23 protein-coding genes and 1 pseudogene are annotated in these 20483 nt (G+C 62.8%); 12 read left to right on the top strand and 12 right to left on the bottom strand.

Annotated elements, in window-relative coordinates; translation table 11 throughout:
• Positions 1-17 precede the first annotated feature (17 nt).
• Together fliN and flbD are read left to right on the top strand one after the other, a co-directional pair.
• A complete protein-coding gene (fliN, locus tag ACVWVY_RS15275; RefSeq protein ID WP_108521346.1) occupies positions 18-368 on the top strand; it encodes a flagellar motor switch protein FliN in 351 nt (116 codons plus the stop codon).
• A 55-nt stretch (positions 369-423) separates the two neighbouring features.
• Positions 424-1803 (top strand): sigma-54-dependent transcriptional regulator FlbD, encoded by a 1380-nt coding sequence (gene flbD, locus ACVWVY_RS15270; RefSeq protein WP_456627131.1) that lies wholly within the window; start codon positions 424-426, stop codon positions 1801-1803.
• A gap of 218 nt (positions 1804-2021) precedes the next feature.
• On the opposite strand, the gene ACVWVY_RS15265 is transcribed toward flbD, so the two are convergent.
• Genes ACVWVY_RS15265 through ACVWVY_RS15240 form a run of 6 tightly spaced genes read right to left on the bottom strand, consistent with a single transcriptional unit; the run spans position 2022 to position 7361 of the window.
• Complete coding sequence (locus ACVWVY_RS15265) at positions 2022-2606, bottom strand: flavin reductase family protein (protein ID WP_456627130.1); 585 nt, start codon at positions 2604-2606, stop codon at positions 2022-2024.
• Positions 2607-2613: 7 nt separating this feature from the next.
• Positions 2614-3459 carry an ATP-binding cassette domain-containing protein gene (locus tag ACVWVY_RS15260; RefSeq protein ID WP_456627129.1) on the bottom strand — a complete coding sequence of 282 codons (846 nt, stop codon included), beginning with the start codon at positions 3457-3459 and terminating at the stop codon, positions 2614-2616.
• A gap of 9 nt (positions 3460-3468) precedes the next feature.
• Positions 3469-4275, bottom strand: a complete 807-nt coding sequence (gene ssuC / locus ACVWVY_RS15255) for an aliphatic sulfonate ABC transporter permease SsuC (protein ID WP_456627128.1) — start codon at positions 4273-4275, stop codon at positions 3469-3471.
• Positions 4272-5441: an FMNH2-dependent alkanesulfonate monooxygenase gene (gene ssuD / locus ACVWVY_RS15250; RefSeq protein WP_456632217.1), complete on the bottom strand. Its 1170-nt coding sequence runs from the start codon at positions 5439-5441 to the stop codon at positions 4272-4274. Before ssuD ends, ssuC begins: the two co-directional genes overlap by 4 nt.
• Complete coding sequence (locus ACVWVY_RS15245) at positions 5435-6388, bottom strand: sulfonate ABC transporter substrate-binding protein (protein WP_456627127.1); 954 nt, start codon at positions 6386-6388, stop codon at positions 5435-5437. The genes ssuD and ACVWVY_RS15245 overlap by 7 nt, the downstream gene beginning before the upstream one ends.
• Positions 6389-6410: 22 nt before the next feature.
• Positions 6411-7361, bottom strand: a complete 951-nt coding sequence (locus ACVWVY_RS15240; RefSeq protein WP_456627126.1) for a sulfonate ABC transporter substrate-binding protein — start codon at positions 7359-7361, stop codon at positions 6411-6413.
• Positions 7362-7406: 45 nt separating this feature from the next.
• Here ACVWVY_RS15240 and ACVWVY_RS15235 point away from each other — a divergent pair, with 45 nt between their 5' ends.
• Together ACVWVY_RS15235 and ACVWVY_RS15230 are read left to right on the top strand one after the other, a co-directional pair.
• On the top strand, positions 7407-7610 hold the full coding sequence (locus ACVWVY_RS15235; protein WP_456627125.1) for a hypothetical protein: 204 nt from the start codon (positions 7407-7409) through the stop codon (positions 7608-7610).
• A 57-nt stretch (positions 7611-7667) separates the two neighbouring features.
• A pseudogene (locus ACVWVY_RS15230) lies at positions 7668-7934 on the top strand (aliphatic sulfonates ABC transporter substrate-binding protein); the annotation flags it as partial.
• 177 nt (positions 7935-8111) lie between these two features.
• On the opposite strand, the gene ACVWVY_RS15225 reads toward ACVWVY_RS15230, so the two are convergent.
• Positions 8112-9320, bottom strand: coding sequence for an LLM class flavin-dependent oxidoreductase (locus ACVWVY_RS15225; protein WP_456627124.1), 1209 nt, complete (start codon positions 9318-9320; stop codon positions 8112-8114).
• Between the two features lie 187 nt (positions 9321-9507).
• Here ACVWVY_RS15225 and ACVWVY_RS15220 point away from each other — a divergent pair, with 187 nt between their 5' ends.
• Positions 9508-10623 carry an ATP-dependent DNA helicase gene (locus ACVWVY_RS15220; RefSeq protein ID WP_456627123.1) on the top strand — a complete coding sequence of 372 codons (1116 nt, stop codon included), beginning with the start codon at positions 9508-9510 and terminating at the stop codon, positions 10621-10623.
• 189 nt (positions 10624-10812) lie between these two features.
• Here the strand turns inward: ACVWVY_RS15220 and ACVWVY_RS15215 are convergent, their stop codons facing one another.
• Complete coding sequence (locus ACVWVY_RS15215; protein WP_456627122.1) at positions 10813-12504, bottom strand: caspase family protein; 1692 nt, start codon at positions 12502-12504, stop codon at positions 10813-10815.
• A gap of 277 nt (positions 12505-12781) precedes the next feature.
• On the opposite strand from ACVWVY_RS15215, the gene msrA reads away from it, so the two are divergent.
• The 5 genes from msrA to ACVWVY_RS15190 all read left to right on the top strand — a co-directional run bounded on the left by msrA (position 12782) and on the right by ACVWVY_RS15190 (position 15369).
• Positions 12782-13498, top strand: coding sequence for a peptide-methionine (S)-S-oxide reductase MsrA (gene msrA, locus ACVWVY_RS15210; RefSeq protein WP_456627121.1), 717 nt, complete (start codon positions 12782-12784; stop codon positions 13496-13498).
• 142 nt (positions 13499-13640) lie between these two features.
• Positions 13641-14051, top strand: a complete 411-nt coding sequence (gene msrB, locus ACVWVY_RS15205) for a peptide-methionine (R)-S-oxide reductase MsrB (RefSeq protein WP_456627120.1) — start codon at positions 13641-13643, stop codon at positions 14049-14051.
• 127 nt (positions 14052-14178) lie between these two features.
• Positions 14179-14547: a hypothetical protein gene (locus tag ACVWVY_RS15200; protein WP_456627119.1), complete on the top strand. Its 369-nt coding sequence runs from the start codon at positions 14179-14181 to the stop codon at positions 14545-14547.
• Positions 14548-14697: 150 nt separating this feature from the next.
• Entirely contained in the window at positions 14698-14862 is a 165-nt protein-coding gene (locus ACVWVY_RS15195; RefSeq protein ID WP_456627118.1) for a DUF3309 family protein, read from the top strand.
• Between the two features lie 222 nt (positions 14863-15084).
• Positions 15085-15369 carry a hypothetical protein gene (locus ACVWVY_RS15190; RefSeq protein ID WP_456627117.1) on the top strand — a complete coding sequence of 95 codons (285 nt, stop codon included), beginning with the start codon at positions 15085-15087 and terminating at the stop codon, positions 15367-15369.
• Positions 15370-15451: 82 nt separating this feature from the next.
• On the opposite strand, the gene ACVWVY_RS15185 is transcribed toward ACVWVY_RS15190, so the two are convergent.
• A complete protein-coding gene (locus ACVWVY_RS15185; RefSeq protein ID WP_456627116.1) occupies positions 15452-16000 on the bottom strand; it encodes a DUF4112 domain-containing protein in 549 nt (182 codons plus the stop codon).
• Positions 16001-16117: 117 nt separating this feature from the next.
• Complete coding sequence (locus tag ACVWVY_RS15180) at positions 16118-17080, bottom strand: AraC family transcriptional regulator (RefSeq protein ID WP_456627115.1); 963 nt, start codon at positions 17078-17080, stop codon at positions 16118-16120.
• 366 nt (positions 17081-17446) lie between these two features.
• Here ACVWVY_RS15180 and ACVWVY_RS15175 point away from each other — a divergent pair, with 366 nt between their 5' ends.
• Together ACVWVY_RS15175 and ACVWVY_RS15170 are read left to right on the top strand one after the other, a co-directional pair.
• Positions 17447-17686, top strand: a complete 240-nt coding sequence (locus ACVWVY_RS15175; RefSeq protein ID WP_456627114.1) for a hypothetical protein — start codon at positions 17447-17449, stop codon at positions 17684-17686.
• A gap of 37 nt (positions 17687-17723) precedes the next feature.
• A complete protein-coding gene (locus tag ACVWVY_RS15170; RefSeq protein ID WP_456627113.1) occupies positions 17724-17972 on the top strand; it encodes a GCG_CRPN prefix-to-repeats domain-containing protein in 249 nt (82 codons plus the stop codon).
• A 377-nt stretch (positions 17973-18349) separates the two neighbouring features.
• Here ACVWVY_RS15170 and ACVWVY_RS15165 read toward each other — a convergent pair whose 3' ends face one another.
• Positions 18350-18772 carry a DUF5413 family protein gene (locus tag ACVWVY_RS15165; protein WP_456627112.1) on the bottom strand — a complete coding sequence of 141 codons (423 nt, stop codon included), beginning with the start codon at positions 18770-18772 and terminating at the stop codon, positions 18350-18352.
• Positions 18773-18987: 215 nt separating this feature from the next.
• Entirely contained in the window at positions 18988-20112 is a 1125-nt protein-coding gene (locus ACVWVY_RS15160) for a DUF2336 domain-containing protein (protein ID WP_456627111.1), read from the bottom strand.
• Between the last annotated feature and the right edge of the window lie 371 nt (positions 20113-20483).

The raw sequence follows: 20483 nt of genomic DNA, 5'->3' as shown, positions 1-20483 counted from the left end.
GCCATGAGGACTGAACCATGAGTGACACCGACGCACAGGTACCGCTACCAGATCTCAACGCCGCGGACGCCCCGCCGATCGACGATCTCGCTTACAACGAGGACGAACAGGCCTCGCGCATCGCGGCCGACCTCGAGGCGGTGTTCGACGTGCCCGTGCAGGTCTCGGCCGTGCTCGGCCGCTCCAAGATGGACGTCGGCGAGCTCTTGAAGCTCGGCCCCGGCACCGTGCTCGAACTGGACCGCCGCGTCGGCGAGGCCATCGACATTTACGTCAACAACCGCCTGGTGGCGCGTGGCGAGGTCGTGCTGGTGGAAGACAAGCTCGGCGTGACCATGACGGAAATCATCAAGGCGGAACGCAGCTAACAATTTTGGCGATACGCGCCGCGAACGGCGCGAACAGACGGACAGGAGATAGGAAATGCGGCTTCTCATCGTTGGCACCTTGAAGGGCCAGCTCACGACCGCCACCAAGATCGCGATGGACAACGGGGCTTCGGTGACCCACGCCGAAGCGATCGAACAGGCAATGGCCGTGCTGCGCGGCGGCAAGGGCGCCGACTTGCTGCTGGTCGACGTCGCCCTCGACATCCGCGACCTGGTGATGCGGCTGGAAGCCGAGCATATCCACGTCCCGATCGTGGCCTGCGGCATCTCCAACGACGCCCGCGCCGCGGTCGCAGCGATCCACGCCGGCGCCAAGGAATACATCCCGCTGCCGCCCGATCCGGAACTGATTGCCGCGGTGCTCGCCGCCGTCGCCAATGATTCACGCGACCTGATCTACCGCGACGAAGCCATGGGCAAGGTCGTCAAGCTGGCGCAGCAGATCGCGGGCTCGGATGCCTCCGTGATGATCACCGGCGAATCCGGTACCGGCAAGGAAGTGCTGGCGCGTTATGTCCACTCCCGCTCGAACCGCGCCAAGCGGCCGTTCATTTCGATCAATTGCGCGGCGATCCCCGAGCATCTCCTGGAATCCGAACTGTTCGGCCATGAGAAGGGCGCCTTCACCGGCGCCGTCGCCCGCCGTATCGGCAAGTTCGAGGAAGCGTCCGGCGGCACGCTGCTGCTCGACGAAATCTCCGAGATGGACGTCCGCCTGCAATCCAAGCTGCTGCGCGCGATTCAGGAGCGCGTCATCGATCGCGTCGGCGGCACCAAGCCGGTGCCGGTTGACATCCGCATCATCGCGACCTCGAACCGCAACCTCTCTGATGCCGTGCGCGAAGGCACCTTCCGCGAGGACCTGCTGTTCCGCCTCAACGTCGTCAATCTGAAGATCCCGCCGCTGCGCGACCGTCCGGCCGACATCCTCGAACTGGCGCAACATTTTGCGAAGAAATATGCCGACGCCAACGGCGTGCCGCTACGTCCGATCTCCGCCGATGCAAGGCGGGTGCTGACCTCAAACCGCTGGCAGGGCAACGTCCGCGAACTGGAAAACACCATCCACCGTTCGGTGCTGATGGCGCAGGGCGACGAGATCGGTCCTGAAGCGATCCTGACACCGGACGGCGACCGCCTCGACCTCGCCAAGACCGCGCCCGCGGTGGCGCACGCAACCTTTGCCGCCGAACAGGTGACGCGTGCACTGGTCGGCCGCACCGTCGCCGATGTCGAACGCGATCTGATCCTGGAGACGCTGAAACACTGCCTCGGCAACCGCACCCATGCCGCCAATATCCTCGGCATCTCGATCCGTACGCTGCGCAACAAGCTGAACGAATATGCCGACGGCGGCATCCCGATTACGCCGGCAGGCGCCGGGGAGCATCAACGCTTCGTCGCGGCGGGGTAGACTGAGAATAGCTCGGCGCGTCGGGCTTGCGAAAGATGCGAATGGGATCGCCGGGCTGCAAATCGCGCCCGGTGAAAACCGCATAGGCGTACAGAGCGAGATAGGCGATCGCAAGCGCGCCGACAGCGTAAAATGCCCAGGTTGCAAGACGTTTCATTCGCCGGGTTTAGATCGGCAAACCGGGAAAAGCCAGCCCCGGCGCGGGACGGCGGCCTCGGTCAGAACTTGCGTGCGGTCTTCCGCACCGGCACGCTGACCTCGGCAAGCTTCGCCGCATCCTCGTCCTGATCGATGGCGACATAGCGCCCCTGCCAATAGGCCAGAGCCGCGCTGCGTGCCGACACCGCAACATCCAGAACGCGGCCGATAACGATCGCATGCGAATGCCGCTCGACGATGTCCTCGACCTCGCAGTCGATCGCCGCCAGCGCGTCCGCCAGCAGCGGCACCCCTGATGCGCGCGTCGTCCACTGCGCGCCGGCAAAGCGGTCGGCGCCCTTCAGTCCGCCCTTGCCAGTAAACCGCTCGGCGATATCGATCTGGTCCGACGTCAGGATGCTGACGCCGAAGGAGCCATAGCGCTTCACCAGCGGCCAGGACGACGCTTCCCGGTTGATGCTGACGATCAGGGTCGGCGGATCGACCGAGAGCGACGATACCGAGGTAACGGTCATGCCCGAGATATCCCGGCCCCTGCCTGCGGTGATGACGCTGACGCCACCGGTCAATTGGCGCATGGCATTGCGAAAATCGCTTGCTGTCACTTCGGCTTCGATCGACACGGCGCGGACAACGGAATTCATGGTCACCTCACAGGTCGGAAGTATCTTCCGTACCTTCCAGAAGATTTTTCAGGATCGCGCCTTCCAGCGCCGCCAGTTCGGCCGAACCGCGCTGCCTTGGACGCGGAATATCGACGCTGAAATCCTCGGCGATGCGGCCGTCTTCGATCACCAGCACGCGATCGGCCAGCGCCACGGCCTCGGCGACGTCGTGCGTCACCAGGATCGCGGTAAAGCCCTGATCGTGCCAGACCCGCTCGAGCAGCCGCTGCATCGAAATCCGCGTCAGTGCGTCCAGCGCGCCGAGCGGCTCGTCGAAAGCGAGCACGCGCGGCTGGCTGACCAGCGCACGGGCCAGCGCCACGCGCTGCTTCTGTCCGCCCGACAGCACCGCCGGCCATTGCGTCCGCTTCTCAGCGAGACCGACCTCCACAAGCGCGCTCTCGGCACGGGCCTGCGCGTCCGGCGAATTCCGCTCGCGGCCGAGACCGACTTCGACGTTCGACAGCACGCGCGCCCATGGCAGCAGCCGCGGCTCCTGGAACATCACCCTGATATCCTCGGGGCGCGCGTCCTCGCCAAGGCTGATCGTGCCGGCAGTAATGGTCTCAAGACCAGCGATCAGCCGCAGCAATGTGCTCTTGCCGCAGCCGCTGCGGCCGACGATCGCAACCGACTGGCCGGCCGGGATATGCAGGTCGATGCCGCGCAATACCTCATTGTCGCCGAAGGATTTGCGCAATCCCCGGATGGTGAGCGAAAGCCCGCGCGAGGACGCTTCCGATCCGCGTCGAAGCAATCGCGCCTGTTCGACGAAGTCGGCGCGATCGACCGGCTCCGCGCCGGGAGATAGAAAACGAAGGGCTTCCTGCATTTCTTGTCCTCAATGTTTCTGGAAGGCCGGATGCCAGGACAGCGTCAGCCGTTCCAGCGTGCGCGAGGCGCTGTCGGCGAGCTTGCCGAGCAAGGCATAGATCAGGATCGACAGCACCACGACGTCGATCAGCATGAACTCGCGCGCCTGCATCGCCATGTAGCCGAGGCCCGATGACGCGGCGATGGTTTCGGCCACGATCAGGGTCAGCCACATGATGCCGAGCGCGAACCGCACGCCGACGAAGATCGACGGTAGCGCGCCCGGAAAAATCACCCGGCGGAACAATTCGCCGTCGGTCATGCCATAGATGCGGCCCATCTCGATCAATTGCGGATCGACGGTGCGGATGCCGTGCAGCGTGTTCAGATAGATCGGGAAGAACACGCCAAGCGCTACCAGGAACAGCTTTGCCGACTCATCGATCCCAAACCACAGGATGACAAGCGGGATCAGCGCCAGATGCGGGATGTTGCGCACCATCTGCAGCGTCGTGTCGGTCAGCTTGCTGGAGATCGGCGAGAGGCCGTTGGCAAGGCCGAGCGTGAAACCGATGCTGCCGCCGATCAAAAACCCGATGCTGGCGCGCCAGAAGCTGACCCAGATGTTGCGGACGAGTTCGCCTGACAGCAGGAGCTTCCAGCCCGCCAGCGCGACGTCGCTCGGGGCAGGCAGCACGCGTGCGGACACGAAACCGGTGACGCAGGCAAGCTGCCATACCAGAATGATCGCGAGCGGCACGATCCACGAAATCAGGCCGTCGACCCGCGGCAGTTTCGGTGCACTGACGCGAGAAAAACTGTCGATGAGACTCATGATTGCGATGCCTGCTTTTGCGGCCGGTATTCGTTGCCGATGGTTTCGCCGAACGGCCCGGTATTGAGGCGGATCGGCGTGACGTTGTTTGGCTGTGCAAGCGACAGCAGCGGGAACACCAGCTCGGCAAAGCGATAGGCTTCCTCCAGATGCGGATAACCCGACATGATGAAGGTATCGATGCCGATGTCCTGATACTCCCTGATGCGCGCCGCGACGGTTTCGGGGTCGCCAACCAATGCCGTGCCCGCGCCGCCGCGCACCAGGCCGACACCGGCCCAGAGATTGGGGCTGATCTCGAGCTTGTCACGGCGGCCGCCATGCAACTGCGCCATGCGTTGCTGGCCGACCGAATCCATCCGCGAGAAGATCTTCTGCGCAGAAGCCACCGTTTCGTCGGTGACGTGCTGGATCAGTTCATCCGCCGCCTTCCAGGCCTCCGCATTGGTTTCGCGCACGATCACATGCAGGCGAATGCCGAACGAGAGCTTTCTTCCCCGCGCGGCCGCGGCAGCTTTCACCCGGTTGACCTTCTCTGCGACCTGCGCCGGCGGCTCGCCCCAGGTCAGGTACTTGTCGACGGCGTCGACGGCGACGTCGATGCCGGCGTCCGACGATCCGCCGAAATAGAGCGGCGGCCGCGGCGACTGCATCGGCTGGAACAGCAGCCGGCCGTCCTCGATGCGGATGTGCTTGCCCTCGACATTGACCGTCTTGCCTGCGAGCAGATCGCTATAGACGTTGAGGAACTCGCGAGTCACCTCGTAGCGTTCGTCATGCGGCAGGAAGATGCCGTCGCCCTTGTTCTCGACGGGGTCGCCGCCGGTGACGACATTGATCAGCAAACGTCCATTCGACACCCGGTCGAGCGTCGCGGTCATGCGTGCGGCGACACTCGGCGATTGCAGCCCGGGCCGCACAGCCACGAGATACCGCAGCCGCTCGGTCCAGGGCGCAACGGCCGAAGCCACCACCCAGGAATCCTCGCAGCTTCGCCCCGTGGGGAGCAGCACGCCGAAATAGCCGAGCTGATCGGCAGCCTGCGCGATCTGACGCAGGTAGTTGAAGTTCACCTCGCGTCCGCCCGCGGTGGTGCCGAGATAACGGCCGTCACCATGCGTCGGCAGGAACCAGAGAATGTTGGCGTTGGGTTGCGTGCTCACGATCCGGACCTCCGGGCCACGTCAGAAATCTTGATTTGCTTTGGAATAAGCCCGAGCGCGAAGAACGTGTCCGCGACCTGTTGCTGGTCGGCAATCACGCTTTCGGTGATCGGCTTGATGCCGTAGGACTGCCGCTTGAGAGCAACTTCAACCACGGGAACGGAAAGCCCGATCGCAGGCGCCAGTTGCTCGGCGACGGCGTGGATGTCGTCCTTGGCCCAGTCGTCGACCTCGCTGAGCTGTGTCAGCACGAGATCGACGATCTTCGGATCGCTCTCCACGAACTTCTTCGAGGAGAAATAGAACTGGTAGTTCGCGACGATACCGGTGCCGTCGGCAAGCGTGCGCGCGCCGGTAGCGGCCTCGGCGGCGGCCTGGAACGGATCCCAGATCACCCAGGCATCGACCGCGCCGCGCTCGAACGCCGCGCGCGCGTCGGCCGGCGCCAGAAACACCGGTTCGATCTCGGAATATTTGACGCCGGCGTTCTCCAGCGCCTTCACCAGCAGATAGTGAACGTTGGAGCCCTTGTTCAGCGCGACTTTCTTGCCTTTGAGGTCGGCGACCGAATTAAGCTTGCTGTCCTTTGGCACCAGGATCGCCTCGCCCTTCGGGGCCGGCGGCTCAAAGGCGACGTACTGGATCGGTGCGCCCGCGGCCTGTGCGAAAATTGGCGGCGCTTCGCCGGTGTTGCCGAAATCGATCGCCCCGACATTGAGCGCTTCAAGCAGCGGCGGGCCGGATGGAAACTCCGTCCACACCACCTTGTAGCCGGCAGTCTTCAGCTTCTCTTCCAGCGTGCCCTTGCTCTTGAGCAGCACCAGCTTGCCGTACTTCTGGAAGCCTATGCGAACCACCTTGTCCTGGCCGTAGGAAGCGCCGACGGTCGCCGCGACCATGCTGACCGACAGCACGGCGCTCGTGATCCAGCGTTTAAATAAACGCGTCATGAGTTATATCCTTTGTTGGAATTCAGCTTTGGGTATGGCGCCAGACGATGTCGCGCACGGCGATCGGCTTCGGAATCAAGCCGAGCTTGTGGAAGCGATCGGCGACCGCTTGCTGCGTCGTGACAATCTCGTCGGTCACGGGGCCGATCAGGAATGAAGCGCGGTTGGCGGCGACGGTCTGGACCTCGACCGGCACGCCGGTGACGGCCGCGAGCGCACTGGCGACCTCGGCGCGATTGGCCTCGGCCCAGCGCGCGGCCTCCGCCAGGCCGTCGATCACCTCGCGGGTTTCCCGCACATGGGTGTTGGCGAAATCACGGTTGGCCAAATAGAACGAATTGGTCTTGGCGACTTCATGGGCGTTGACGAGAATCCGGCCGTTCTGGCGCTTCTCGCCAATCGCGAAATATGGATCCCAGACCGCCCACGCCTCGATGCTGCCATTGGCGAATGCCGGCCCTGCATCGGGCGGCGTCAGATAGACCGGTGTGATATCCTCATAGGTCAGCCCGGCTTTTTCCAGCGTGGCAATCACCACGTTGTGCGCGCTGCTGCCCTTGGTGAATCCGACGCGCTTGCCCTTCAGGTCGGCGATGCTGCGAATGCCGGAGTTGGCGGGAACGAGAATGCCCTGCCCGTTGGTGATCTTCGATCCCGCCACATAGACGATATTGGCGTTCGCGGCCTGGGCGAAGATCGGAGGGGTATCGCCGACCGCGCCGAGATCGATGCTGCCGGTGCCCATGGCTTCCAGCAAGGGCGGCCCCGACGTGAACTCGATCCACTTGATGCCGATTTGCTTGCCGGCGAACCGTTTCTCCAGCACAGCCTGCTGCCGTGCGATCACCAGCACGCCGGTTTTCTGGTAACCGATACGGATTTCCTTAAGGGGTGCTTGCGCACGCACCTCCGGGGATAGCGACGCAACCGCCGCTGCACCGAGCGACAGTTTAAGGAACTCTCGACGCTTCATCACAATCTCCTGAACGATCGCTTCTTTGCTCGATGCGATGCAGGAATGATGATGATGCTTCGAACGAGTGTCGAGTGCTCTGCAAAAATAGCAATGACAGCACTGCGCGCTTGGCGTTACGCGACAGGATTGTTGCCGGATCTCGATCAGGTGCGACGCATTTCTCTTATGTGGGGCGCGATGCACATTTTCCGATCACACGCATTCGACCTGCACGACGTCGTGATCGAGGCGGCGATGGAACGATGAATGGTAAACGACTGAAATTTTTCATCTGCAATCCGAACCCGGGGTAGCAAGGTTGCCTTGCGGCTCAACAAGGCCCGGCTCTGGTCTCTGGATCATCTGCCTGAATACGCTGGGAACACCGCCGAACTCACCAAACTTCCCGAAGACGTGCTGCTGAGCGCCTACAAGGCGCAACGAACCAGCCCGATCGCGATCGACGGAAACATCGTCAAGGAGATGCTGGAAGCATCGGACCGCGCCACCCGCTACGGCATCCTTGCGAAGACACTCGACGTCAACAAGGCGGTCGACCGCAGCTTTACGGCGGCGGCAAACTTGAACTGATAGTGCCTACGGCCGGATCGCCGTCATTGCGAGGAGCGAAAGCGACGAAGCAATCCATCTATCGGTTGTGCCGCACTATGGATTGCTTCGCTGCGCTCGCAATGACGCGGAGATACGGACACCCTTTCGGGGCCTGCGGCGTCTGTCGCGCCGATCCAACGCGATATTGCTGGATACCTACCCCGCCGCCACCTTCGGCGCCGGTGAGACGCTCACCGCCAGCTTGCCGTAACGATCCTTGAAGGCCTCGGTGTCGATCTCTTCGAGCTGGATCGCACCGCTCATCACGCCTTTCTTCCACGCATCGTGCTCGGGGTCGTTCTGGAATTCCGGCATCACTTCCTTGCCGAACAGCTCGAGCGATTCGCAGATGTGCTCGTGGGTGTTCTTGCCGGCCTGGTTGAGCAGGATCACCTGGTCGATGTGGGACGAGCGGAAACGCCGCAGCTTTTTGCGGATGGTCTCCGGCGATCCGATCAGGCCGCCGCGCAGCGCCGCCTCCTGCGCTTCCGGGTTCTCGCGCTTCCACTTGTTGTACTCGTCCCACATGTTGACGGTGCCGGGGTCAGGACGCTGCCGGTTCTGCGAGGCGCCGTAATAGCGCAGCGCGAACTGGAAGAAGGTGGCGCCGTCGGCGCGGGCGCGGGCCTCCTCGTCGGTCCTGGCGCACATGAAGAACGAGACCAGCGCCATGTTCGGATTGATCTCGTAATCGGCGAGTTTCCTCAAGCGCTTGGTGATCGCGTTGTAATAGGTATGCACCCAGGCATGCGCGGCGTCCGCGCTGACGAACTGGAAGCCGAGCGCGCCAAAGCCGTTCTCGCCGGCGCGCTCAATGGTCGGCAACTGCGAGCACGCCATCCACAGCGGCGGATGCGGTTTCTGCACCGGTTTCGGCACCACGTTGCGCAGGGGAATATCGAAATACTTGCCGTGATGCTCGGTGCCCACTTTCGTGAACATCGGAAAGATCGCCTGCACCGCCTCCTCGAACACCTCGCGCTTGGTCTCCATGTCGCGGCCGAACGGCGTCAGTTCGGTGATCGATGCGCTCTCGCCCATGCCGAACTCGCAGCGGCCGTTGCTCAGGAGATCGAGCACCGCGACGCGTTCGGCGACCCGCGCGGGATGATTTGTCGTGAGCTGGAAAATGCCGTGGCCGAGCCGGATATTTTTCGTCCGCTGGCTGGCTGCGGCGAGAAACGATTCCGGGGCAGGCGAGTGCGAATATTCCTCGAGGAAATGATGTTCCACCACCCAGGCGTGGTCATAGCCGAGCCGGTCTGCGGTCTCGAGTTGGGTCAGCGCGTTCTGGTAGAGCCGGAGCTCGTCGCCCTCTTCCCATGGGCGCGGCAGTTGCAGCTCGTAAAAGATGCCGAATTTCATGACGCCTCCCAAGGACCGCTTGTTGTTTTCAGGCAGTGTATTCGCCATCCATCCCAAGTCCAGCCTCGACCGCGAAACAGCAATTCCGTGGCGCGGAAGCAGCCTTGCATGGAACGCGCGAATGGTTAGCTTTACGCTTCCGTTGAGTCGCGGCCTCACCGCCCCGCTCTGCTCCCATCTGGACCCCATGACCACGTTCACGCCGCATCAGGATTCCGCGCTGAAGGCCGTTGCCGACTGGCTGAAGGCCAAGCCCGGCAGGGGCGGCACGCCGCCGGTGTTCCGGCTGTTCGGCTATGCCGGCACCGGCAAGACCACGCTGGCGCGCCACATCGCCGAGGGCGTCGACGGCGAGGTGAAGTATGCCGCCTTCACCGGCAAGGCCGCGTTGGTAATGCGCAACAAGGGTTGCGACAACGCTTCCACCATCCACTCGCTGATCTATCGCGCCAAGGAATCCGGCGTCGAGCAGCCGAGCTTCGAACTGTGGGATGACGCGCCCGCTTCCAAGGCAAAGCTGATCGTGATTGACGAATGCTCGATGGTCGATGCCGAACTCGGCCGCGACCTGATGTCGTTCGATTGTCCCCTGCTGGTGCTCGGCGACCCCGCGCAATTGCCGCCGATCCAAGGCGGCGGCTTCTTTACGGACTGCGAGCCCGACGCGATGCTGACCGAGGTGCATCGCCAGGCCCAGGACGATCCGATCGTGCGGATGTCGATGGATATCCGCGAAGGCCGCGAGCTCGAAATCGGCCGCCACGGCGAGAGCGAGGTGGTGCCACGCAGCGAGCTCGACCCCGACCGCGTGATGAGCGCCGACCAGGTGCTGGTCGGCCGCAACAACACCCGCCGCGCCTACAACATGCGGGTTCGCCAGAAACAGAACATCGAGGACGCCTTTCCGGTGGCCGGCGACAAGCTGGTCTGCCTGCGCAACAACCGCAAGAAGGGTCTGTTCAACGGCGGGCTGTGGCGGGTGAAGTCACGCACCCAGCCGCGGTCGAAATCAAAAATCCTGACCATGCGGCTGTCGCCCGACGAGGAGTTCGGCCACAAGGTCACCAAGGTCTCGGTACGCCATGATTGCTTCGAGGGCGGCATCGAGGCGATCCCGTGGGAGCAGCGCAAGCCGTATGACGAGTTCGACTATGGTTATGTGCTCACCGTGCACAAGTCGCAGGGTTCGCAATGGGACGACGTGGTGCTGTTCGACGAAAGCTTTGCGTTCCAGGACAGCCGGGCACGGTGGCTCTACACGGGGATTACGCGCGCGGCGAAGCGGCTGAGCGTGGTGGTGTAGCTTCGCACCACAAGGCAGTCCTCATCCTGGGGAGCCGCCACCGGGTCCGCGCGCAGCGCGGCCCGATGACAGGCTCCGCGGCGTCTCGAAGGATCGGCCGCGGGCCACATGGTTCGAGACGGCGCTGACGCGCCTCCTTACCATGAGGATCGAGATAGATGCGAGGCGCCTCGCAAGGACGCTGATGCGTCACTTCCCCGCCACGAAATAAAAATCCTCGCGCCCGGGCGGCGAACCGTAGGTGAACGGCTGCTGCGTGCGTTTGGTGGCGTTCAGGACGTCGTCGCGGACGATATCGAACAGCTTGCGAATATCGACCTGCGGCGCTTTGATGTCGCGAGCTAGGGCCTTCGCGAACGGACTGTTGTCGGAATCGCCGTCGAGTGCGGTCTCGCCGTGCTTGGCCGCGTAGACCACCATGAATCCGGCTTCCGGCTCGATGTTGGAAAACCCCTTGCTGACCAGTTTCAGCGCCATGGTTCGCTGCATGGTCTTTTCGAACGGATTGTCGCGGCAGGCGTCGAGCATCACCAGCCGCAGCTTGCGCGCGCCGGCGACCGACGCGATCACCTGCTCCAGCGCCACGGCCTGGCTCTCCGCGTCATGGTCAGCCGCCAGCATGGCATCGGTCGGAATCAGGTAATTCACGCCGCCGATTTCCATGCCGTGACCCGCATAATAGACCACCGCCCAGTCCGCCGTTTCGGCGGCGCGGCCGAATTCGTGCAGGGCTGCAAAGAATTTGTCACGGGTGAGATCCGGCGCAAGCGTCACGGTGGCAAAGCCGAGTTCGCGAAAAGTCGACGCGATCAGCTTTGCGTCGCGGGGCGGATTGGGCAGTGGCTGCACGTTCTTGTAGCCGCCATTGCCGATGATCAGTGCCACCTTGCGCGGACCCGTCGGCGGCGTCGACGCTTTCCCCGCGTTCGACCCGGCCTGCAGCGCCTCGAGCCGCTCCCTGGCAAAACGGCGTGCCAGCGTGGTTTCAATGTCTTCGACCTTGGCGAGCGCGGCGCTGGCAGCGCGGTAATCGGAGCGTGCCGCGCCTGGATCACGGCGCTTCTCGAAAAGCTGAGCGCGGCCCACATAGGCGCGAATATAATTCGGATTGATCCGGATCACTTGATTGTAGTCGGCCAGCGCCTTGTCGAGATCGCCCTTGGCCAGATAGGCGTTGGCGCGGCTTGTCAGGGTGTAGATCGCCTTCGGGTATCGCGTTAGCACCGCGTTGCAATCGGCCAGCGCTTCATCGAATTTGCCCATCTCGGTGTAGGCGATGCAGCGAAATACCGAAACCTGCGGCGCCTCCGGGTTGAGCTGCCGCGCTGCTGCGAAGTCGGCCAACGCCGAATCATATTGCTTGCGCAGGGTCTGTACCCGGCCGCGGTTATAAAAATTGGTGTAGCGGTTCTGGGGCACGTTAAGCTTGATCGCGATACTGTATTCCTCGAAGGCCAGATCGAAATCGCCCCTGCGCATGAAGATATTTCCGCGATTATTGTGCGGCGCGGGGAAATTCGGCCGCAGCTTCATGCATAAATCGTAATCCGCCAACGCGGACTCGTCGTCACCCTTGTTGCCGTGGGCCATGCCGCGCAGATTGATGTAGTAGACGTTTTCGGGGTCGGCTTCATGCGCCTTGGTGAAGGCTAGGATCGCGCCGTCGTAGTCGCGCTTTCTCGCTAGGGAGTCGCCGATATACGCATGGGCGGCGGCCTTGAGTCCGCTGGCGATCGTGGCGTCCGCAATCACCGCCGAACAGGCCGCGAGCCGCGCCTCGGATGTGGCCCCGGTATCCCTGCAAGTCTCGATTTCGGAAGCGGCTAGCGCGGGGGCAGCGATGGCCACCCCGAGGATTGAACCAACAATAGCTCGAAACATGTACGGAACGCTCCGGCAAGATCTCTTGCAAACGAATCCCTTGTCGCCAAGCGACCGGCAGTTGCATTGTGGAAAGGGATACCGGCACCGGTCAAGCGTGGTTTAACGGCTGACCCTAAGACCCTGCGAGAGCGAGGCTTTATTCACGAACTCGTGTGACGCCCGTCGTAACAATCCGCCGGCCACGCCGTATCTTGGGTATCGGAACGCCCTGAGCCGATTGCGAAACGCCGATCCCGCTCTAGACTGCCCCCAACCATTGCCGAAAGAGGAAACCATGTCCCCTCGCCACTTCAGCCTGTCGCTGTGCGCTGCCGCCATCGGTGCGCTGGCCATCGCCGCGGTCGCCATCAGCCCGTCGCGCGCCTCGGAGGAAGCCGTCATCATTCCGCCCCCCGCCGTTGACGTGCAGGCGGCCGACGGCATCCAGACCGCCGTGATCGCCGGCGGCTGCTTCTGGGGCGTGCAGGGCGTGTACCAGCACACATCCGGCGTGCTCAACGCCGTGTCCGGCTATTCCGGCGGCAGCAAGATGACCGCGAATTACACCATGATTGGCACCGGCACGACCGGACACGCCGAGGCGGTCGAGATCAAATACGATCCGAAGAAGATCAGCTACGGCAAGATCCTGCAGATTTTCTTCTCCGTCGTGCACGACCCGACGCAGTTGAACCGCCAGGGCCCGGACACCGGCACGCAATATCGTTCGGCGATCTTTACCGCCAATGACGAGCAGAAGAAGGTGGCGGATGCCTATATCGCCCAGCTCAACGCCGCCAAGGTCTACAAGAAGCCGATCGTGACCAAGGTCGGCCCGCTGCAGGCGTTCTATGCGGCGGAGGACTACCACCAGGACTACCTGACGCTGCACCCGAACCAGCCCTATATTGCATTCAACGACATCCCTAAGGTCGAGAACCTGAAGAAGATCTTTACGGAGAACTACATCGAGAAGCCGACGCTGGTCAGCAACGCCAAGGCTACCAACTGACCCACCCGTTTCCGTCATTGCCCGCGACAAACGCGAAGCGTTTGCGCAGGGGAGCGAAGCGACGAAGCAATCCATTTTTTCCCGTGCGGAAGTGTGGATTGCTTCGCTCCGCTCGCAATGACGATTAACTAGAGGAGACTACATGTCCGACACCAAAACATCCGGCAAGGTCGCCAAGAGCGAAGCCGAGTGGCGCAAGGAACTGACGCCGATGCAGTACGCCGTGCTGCGCGAGAAGGCGACCGAGCGGCCGTTCTCGGGCGAATATGAGCACGAGCATCGCGAGGGCACTTACACCTGCGCCGGCTGCGGCCAGACGCTGTTCGAATCCGACGCCAAGTTCGACTCCGGCTGCGGCTGGCCGAGTTTTACGGCGCCCGCCGTGGATAGCCATGTCGACGAGGAGCGCGATGTCAGCCACGGCATGGTCCGCACAGAGGTCCTGTGCTCGAAGTGCAACGGCCATCTCGGCCACGTCTTCCCCGATGGCCCCGGCCCGACCGGCCTGCGCTACTGCATCAATTCGGCGGCCTTGAAGCTGCAGCCGAAATAGTTCGCGTAACACTCGAACCTGTTTTTCGCCCCGTGCGACCAAGAGCTGGTCGCGCGGGGTTTCTGTTTGGTGGGACGCTTCTGCCGGTTTCTCCCGCACGCAAATTAGGGAAAATTTCGAAATGCACATGTCCAAACGTCTGCTGCTCGGTCTAGGCCTTGCCACCCTCATCATGGAGAGCGTTGTGATCCAGCCTGCCTTTGCCGCCGACAAGGTCTCCCTGTTCAAGGTCATCACTGCCAAGGACGAGATCGTGATCGGGATCAGCGAGGGCGACCTTGCGCAGATGGACGGCCAGAACGCCGGCGGCGTCGCCAAAATGCTGGTCGCCAAGGGCTCGATGAGCGCGTGGCAATACGCGGTGCGCAAATCCGCCGGCGGCGATCTCGAGCAGGCACCGCTGCACAAGATCGGCCTGATCGCCACGGACTCCCTCCGCGTCGAGCCCTATGCAACGCCTTTGAAGGTGCTGCCGATCGACGAGACCAAGAAGTGACCTCTTTCCTTCTCCCCTTGTGGGAGAAGGAAAGCGCAGCGCCTCGCCCCCTTTCGGTGGATCGACCAAGGACTCGCGGCCCGGAATATGCTTTGATCGGGGCCGCGGGAGCGTTTTTGGGGACGCCCGCGGGCTGTCGGAGAGCGCGCCATGTCGCTTGGAACGATACTCGTCATTATCCTGATCATATTCCTGCTCGGCGGCTTCTCGGGCCGTTTCCGGGGATATGGCTATGGCTACGGCCATTCCGGCATGGGCCTCGTCGGCGTGATTTTAATCGTGCTACTGATCCTGCTGCTGCTCGGCAAGATTTGAGCCATTAAGCCATTGAAAAAACTTGATTAAATTTCTATTCCCCGCAGCCATGCGTGGATTCATCATCACCCCCGATCCGCTCGTTCAGGGGTCGCATTTTTGTCAAAGAAGCTTATATTGGACCTGAAATGACGTGCACGGCGTGGCCCGCAATTGTGGCCCACCGTCATCCAATCCCCATTGCTCCTACGCAAGAGCCGAAAAAGATTGAGGTCACCGTCCATGCGTCCCTTCAGCTACAACACCTCCGCCGAACTGTTTCCCGCTGCGATCCGTAAGAAGAAGCGGGCCGGGTTCGCCTATCGGCGCTTCGGCACCGCGGCGGAAGCGGTTCGCTTCGCGATCGAGGAGCTGCCAGCGGACTCGCTCAACGGCGCCTATCTGCAGGTCGAAGAAGCCCGCTTCGACCAGAGCGGCATCCGCACACTCTACGAAAGCGAAGCCTTCCCGCTGCCGCGCCGTCCGCGTGAGCCCGCCAGCGCCGAAGACAAGGCCGACGCGGCCTGAGATTCCGCTATCGATAAATGGACTGCCCTCGGATCATCTCCGGGGGCAGTGTTTTTTTGCGACATATTTCTGGCGTCATGCGTTAGCGCGGCTGCCGGTCGAGCCAGTGCTTGAGCATGCGCACGTTGCGAACGTTGGCGCGGAACATGACGTCAAAAGCGTCGCCCGCGACCGGCACCAGGCCGACCACGCCGTCAACCGCGACATTGGCGAGCATCCGCGCCGTGATGTGCCAGGGCGCCCCGAGCGCGCGCGCCTCGCGCACCACCCACAGCGAAATCGCCGTTGTGATGATGTCGCCGACCACGGGGATCAGCCCGATCAGTCCGTCGATGCCGTAGCGGAATTTGGTTCCGGGCACGATGAAAGCGACATCAAGCAATTTGGCGAGGGCATCGAGCCGCGCCAGCCGCTGCTCGCGCGTCAGATCGCCGAACGGATTGGCGCCGGAATGGCCGAAATCGAACCGCAGGCCTTCAAATTGTGAACGCGGGCCGGCATTGGGGATTTCGCGCCCTTCCTGGTCGATGACAGGTCCACGGACAGGCTTACGCCCCGTGGCGTGTTCCCGGAACGGCCGCTCGCTGCGCGAACGCGGCGGCGTATAGATATCGTCGTTTGACATAGTCATCAGATGGTAACGCCAGTGCGAGGTACAAGTTGCGTCAAATTATCACGACGCATTCGGACGCCATTGATTTGACGCGTTTTCTGGCGCGAACCGGCTTCCACTTCGCTTGAAAACGCTTTATCTCCCCCGCGCCGCCGTCGGCGTCAGCCCGAAGCGGCGGCGGAAGCAGCGATTGAAATAGGACAGATCGTTGAAGCCGCAAGTGAAGGCGATGTCACTGATGCGCCGCTCGGTAGGCTGCGCCAGCAAGTCCGCCGCCCTGCACAGCCGCAATTCCAATAGCCGCATGCTGAGGCTGGCGCCGGCTTCATAGAGCAATTCGTTGACATAGCGCTCCGACAGTCCGGCGGCGGCAGCAAGTTTCTGCGCCGAGAAATCCGGCTCGGTGAAGCGCTTTTCCAAAATCATCAGCACGGCCTTCAGCCGCACCGCGCGGACGCCGCCGCGCCGGGCGCTTGCGGCAATATCGCTGCGCGCGCCGAGGCCAAGCGCCGCCAGATCCATCAGATGACTTGCGATGGCAAAGCCCGCCTCGTCGACGGCGCCCGGATGGCGCAGCAACAGGTCGCTGTAATCCATCGCCAGCGACAGCGCCCCGCCCGGCTCCAATTCGCGGCCGACCAGATCGTCTACGCCGGACACCAGGGCCTTCAGCGTCGCCATCGGCAGATGGACATTGGTGAAGCGCTTTTCGTTCATGCCGTCGGCCGCGAAGAACGGCTCGTCGAGCTTGAGCAGCGCCATCGATCCCGGCCGCATCACGAATTCGCGGCCGCGATGGGTGACACGGGATTCGCAGGCGCCGGTGTTGCGTGCCAGGCAATAGCGGTCGTCATTGGTCGCCAGCACCTGGCGCTTTTCGCGCCGCACCGTGGTGAAGGTGCCATCGCAGCGGCCGAGCATGGTGGTGCCGACATGGATCGAATTCATCGCCGCCCGAAACGGCACGTCGTCGGCCGGATCCAGTTCGCCGGTATTGGAGAAATGCTCGAACAGCTCGGCGAAGAACATGAAGCGCTGCCGCTCGCTCAGGCCCTGCGGCAGCATATCGGTCGACAGCATTTTCTTGAGGACGGGCATCGGCGGGGAAGTTCTGGTGGCAGGCGTACAGTCTGGCCACGGCCGGATGAACGCCGGCTGAAGGCCCCATAGCCTACAGCCATTTTGATCCTGATTAAATCAGGACCAAAATGGCTGTAGGTCTTTTGTTTTGACGCGTTTTCTTTACGCGAACCGGGTGTCCCACTTCGCTCGAAAACGCTGTGGCAATACGGCCTTGTGAAGAAAACAGCGCCGGACAGTCCAAATCGGCAATCTTCCGGCGCCTGCCAGTCCAAGACGCGGCCTCCGATCGGGCTTAACCGTGCGGCGGCAGCGGCCGCCGGGGGCTGCCGCATTCCGCGACCGGAATGGCCAGTGTTGGACAACTTCAGAGGAGACCAGGAGATGACGACATCCTTCGCCCGCAAGGCGCTGCTCGGGACCGCGATCGCCGCCAGCATGGGCATCGGCTACGCCATCGGCGCGCAGCCGCACATGACCGCCAGCATCGGCCTGTTGCAATCGGCCCGCGCCGAACTCGGCGCCGCGACGCCGAACAAGGGCGGCCACCGCGAACGCGCGATGGGCCTGATCGACCAGGCGATCGGCGAGGTCCGCGCCGGCATGGCGTTCGCCGGCGGCTGACGGAAGCCGTCTTGCTGAACAGATCGGGAGAGATTTCATGAACAGACTGACCGTTACCGCTTTCGTTTTCGGCATCATGGTCGGCGGCGCCAACGCCATGCCGATGGGGCCGCTCGCGCCCGCAACCAACAGCGAAGTCATCGAGGTCGCCGGCGGATGCGGCCGTGGCTGGCACCGCGGCCCCTATGGCGGCTGCCGCCGCAACTACGCCAACCCGGCCGCTCACGCCTGCCCACGCGGCTGGTACCCCGGCCCCTTCGGCCGTTGCCGTGCCAACGGCACGTGACGCGCGATCGACAACCCGCTGCCCACCCCGGTATTTACCGGATAGACCAGCCGCGAAAAAACCCTAGAATTCAAGCTTCAACCGGTTGAAGCGGGCTCGGGGCTTTCATTCACGTAATGCGTATTGCTATATTGCACGAGCGGCGGGCCGAAAGGTCCGCCGCTTTTTGTTGCAGCACGAAGCGCCAAATTCCCGAGTTCGTCATACGCTGCGAAAGCGGGTATCCAGCACGCTGCGGCTTATCGGTTCAGCAGTCCGCAGGGTGGGCAAAGCGCAAGCGTGCCCACCATCATGCGCGAAATGCTTGATGGCGGGCACGGCGCTATCGCGCCTTTGCCCACCCTGCGGATCACTACGATTTCGTATCGATCGAAGCGTTACGTCGAATGCGCCGCCTGCGGCGCGTCGGCATATCTGTGCGCCAGCCACGACGACAGCATCGCAGGCACCAGGCCGACGAGGCCGTAGAGCACAAACTGCTGCACACCGGCATCCGGCCCGCGCGAGCCATAGAGCAACGAGGCGGTGGCAAAGCCGATAGCGCCCAGCATCAGCATCCGCACCACGGGAGAAATGCGCTTGATGTGATAGATAATGTCGTCGATGGCGCCGAGCATCAGCATCGGCACGATGCCGAACAGATAGCTGTACTGCAGCGTCTTGACGAACGCGCCGAGGAATTTTCCGATCTCCGACCAGTTGGTCTCGGTCCAGTAGCCCGAATCCACCGTGGTCGCGAACAGCATCAAAAACCCGCCGACGAGCGGGCCGATAGCTCCGAAGATCAGATAGCGTTTCATGGCGACCTCTGCGTTGAATCCATCTATCGCGAAGCCAGACTCACCATCAGGCCAACCGTGTGCTTGCGTAACCGAAACATGATCCGGTTTCGTCAGCACTTTGGCCGGCCACAATCTCAAATCCAGCCAAAGCAGAGTCAAGAGGCCAACGGCCTTCGAGGCGGCAAGCTATGACGGTGATTGCCAGCGGCTTTCGCTCGCCTGCCAAGCCGACGTCAGGCAGGCTGGCTCACCTTCTTGCCCGCCGTAGCCGCTGCAGGCTCGTTCTTCTTGGCCAGAATCCGATCCGACCCAAACCGAATGGTCCATTGCGCGACCGACAGCAACAAGGACTCAAACACCGCCACGCATTGTTCGAGTTCCCGGTCGGTGGATGGCGGGCAATTGGGCCGGTTGCGGACGATCATCGTCGTCGTCGACCAGGTCAGCCGGGCGGCCTTGCAGGCGACGATCAGTCCGTACACCCGGTCGGGTTCGAGCAAGGGTTCGATCGCCTCGACCTTGACGTCGGCCTTCAAAGCAAGGGCTGCGACCACGTGGATGTATTCACCCCTCACCGCAAACCGGTTGACGATTGAATCATTCAGCTTGCCGGTGCGATTGAGCGTCACGACCTCGCTTTGCGCCTGGGTGTAGTCGATCGCCTTCCGGGGCGCGCTGGCCTGTCCGGCGGCCGCGGCAGAACCTTTCCCCCGCGCGACGGGTCGCGCCGCCGTCAGAAAGCGCGCGCGAACCACGTCGGCAACCTTGCCAATGAGCTCCCGCAGCAGGCTGCCGGGCATGTCCAGGCGAACGCCGAGCTTTTCCGCCAGCCCCTCGTCCTTCTCCGCCCGCCCCACCAGCGTCGCGTAGCCGCATTCGGAGAAACGCGCACCCGTGTTCCGGGCGAGCGCATTGGAGACATGGACGTCGCCAAATCTCATCAGCGCGTCCGTCAGCGTTTCGTTGAGCGTCTTTCGGTCGCAGATCGCCAGCAGATGCTGCTGGCCACGGCTTTTGACGATTTCAAGAAGGTCTGCTTCCGACAGACAGTTGGAGCTTCTCAGAACCGGCGCGGCCACCTGCGGCTGTTCGTGAAACGCAAGCTGGCGGACGGTCTGGCGCGGGGCGCGGTCGATGGTGGCCAGGGCCTCGCTGAGCTGGATCACGGTCGTTGCGTCCACCCGCGCGACCAGGTGGGCGAGGACGCCATCGACCGCCGCGATCTGCGAGTCACCGAGGCGGCCAACGTTGGACAGGAACAGGTCCGTCACCTCGCCAAAGATCCGGGCATCGTGCTCGGGTCCATCCTCTTCGGCGCCGTTCAATTCTTTGCGCAGATCCGACGAAGCGGCAGGCATGGCTATCCCACCTCCGCACCGGTCGTGCCGGCTCGCCGTATGACCTCATTTCCGCCAATTAGCGTCATGCCTTCAGGCCCACGGTTCGAAACGCTTCCAGCAGCGGCCATTCCATCGCGCGGATGGCCGGGGTCTTCGTGGATCCATCGGTAGCGGAATGAACAAGCATTTGAACGCCATTCGAAAGGCCGGTTGCGGCAGCCTTTTCACTCCATCGAAAGCAATGAGCCGGGTGCGAGCAATAGCCGCTGATCGTACCCGGGCTTCCCTAACGGGTGGTTGTTCCGGAGGCGAGATTTTCCGCATTTATACTGAGTTTTGCAGCGCGGAAGGCGAGCCGGGCCGGCTGGGGCAACCGTGCCTGGCAACGT

The sequence above is a fragment of the Bradyrhizobium sp. URHC0002 genome (genome assembly GCF_054059515.1).
The sequence above is the reverse complement of the archived record's forward strand: the minus strand, read 5'-3'. Positions and strand labels throughout refer to the sequence as shown.

What these genes read in the sequence shown, in the direction of transcription:
- fliN (WP_108521346.1), top strand. Translation starts at nt 18, where the DNA reads ATGAGTGACACCGACGCACAGGTACCGCTACCAGATCTCAACGCCGCG.
- flbD (WP_456627131.1), top strand. Translation starts at nt 424, where the DNA reads ATGCGGCTTCTCATCGTTGGCACCTTGAAGGGCCAGCTCACGACCGCC.
- ACVWVY_RS15265 (WP_456627130.1), bottom strand. Translation starts at nt 2,606, where the DNA reads ATGAATTCCGTTGTCCGCGCCGTGTCGATCGAAGCCGAAGTGACAGCA.
- ACVWVY_RS15260 (WP_456627129.1), bottom strand. Translation starts at nt 3,459, where the DNA reads ATGCAGGAAGCCCTTCGTTTTCTATCTCCCGGCGCGGAGCCGGTCGAT.
- ssuC (WP_456627128.1), bottom strand. Translation starts at nt 4,275, where the DNA reads ATGAGTCTCATCGACAGTTTTTCTCGCGTCAGTGCACCGAAACTGCCG.
- ACVWVY_RS15245 (WP_456627127.1), bottom strand. Translation starts at nt 6,388, where the DNA reads ATGACGCGTTTATTTAAACGCTGGATCACGAGCGCCGTGCTGTCGGTC.
- ACVWVY_RS15240 (WP_456627126.1), bottom strand. Translation starts at nt 7,361, where the DNA reads ATGAAGCGTCGAGAGTTCCTTAAACTGTCGCTCGGTGCAGCGGCGGTT.
- ACVWVY_RS15235 (WP_456627125.1), top strand. Translation starts at nt 7,407, where the DNA reads ATGATGATGATGCTTCGAACGAGTGTCGAGTGCTCTGCAAAAATAGCA.
- ACVWVY_RS15225 (WP_456627124.1), bottom strand. Translation starts at nt 9,320, where the DNA reads ATGAAATTCGGCATCTTTTACGAGCTGCAACTGCCGCGCCCATGGGAA.
- ACVWVY_RS15220 (WP_456627123.1), top strand. Translation starts at nt 9,508, where the DNA reads ATGACCACGTTCACGCCGCATCAGGATTCCGCGCTGAAGGCCGTTGCC.
- ACVWVY_RS15215 (WP_456627122.1), bottom strand. Translation starts at nt 12,504, where the DNA reads ATGTTTCGAGCTATTGTTGGTTCAATCCTCGGGGTGGCCATCGCTGCC.
- msrA (WP_456627121.1), top strand. Translation starts at nt 12,782, where the DNA reads ATGTCCCCTCGCCACTTCAGCCTGTCGCTGTGCGCTGCCGCCATCGGT.
- msrB (WP_456627120.1), top strand. Translation starts at nt 13,641, where the DNA reads ATGTCCGACACCAAAACATCCGGCAAGGTCGCCAAGAGCGAAGCCGAG.
- ACVWVY_RS15200 (WP_456627119.1), top strand. Translation starts at nt 14,179, where the DNA reads ATGTCCAAACGTCTGCTGCTCGGTCTAGGCCTTGCCACCCTCATCATG.
- ACVWVY_RS15195 (WP_456627118.1), top strand. Translation starts at nt 14,698, where the DNA reads ATGTCGCTTGGAACGATACTCGTCATTATCCTGATCATATTCCTGCTC.
- ACVWVY_RS15190 (WP_456627117.1), top strand. Translation starts at nt 15,085, where the DNA reads ATGCGTCCCTTCAGCTACAACACCTCCGCCGAACTGTTTCCCGCTGCG.
- ACVWVY_RS15185 (WP_456627116.1), bottom strand. Translation starts at nt 16,000, where the DNA reads ATGACTATGTCAAACGACGATATCTATACGCCGCCGCGTTCGCGCAGC.
- ACVWVY_RS15180 (WP_456627115.1), bottom strand. Translation starts at nt 17,080, where the DNA reads ATGCCCGTCCTCAAGAAAATGCTGTCGACCGATATGCTGCCGCAGGGC.
- ACVWVY_RS15175 (WP_456627114.1), top strand. Translation starts at nt 17,447, where the DNA reads ATGACGACATCCTTCGCCCGCAAGGCGCTGCTCGGGACCGCGATCGCC.
- ACVWVY_RS15170 (WP_456627113.1), top strand. Translation starts at nt 17,724, where the DNA reads ATGAACAGACTGACCGTTACCGCTTTCGTTTTCGGCATCATGGTCGGC.
- ACVWVY_RS15165 (WP_456627112.1), bottom strand. Translation starts at nt 18,772, where the DNA reads ATGAAACGCTATCTGATCTTCGGAGCTATCGGCCCGCTCGTCGGCGGG.
- ACVWVY_RS15160 (WP_456627111.1), bottom strand. Translation starts at nt 20,112, where the DNA reads ATGCCTGCCGCTTCGTCGGATCTGCGCAAAGAATTGAACGGCGCCGAA.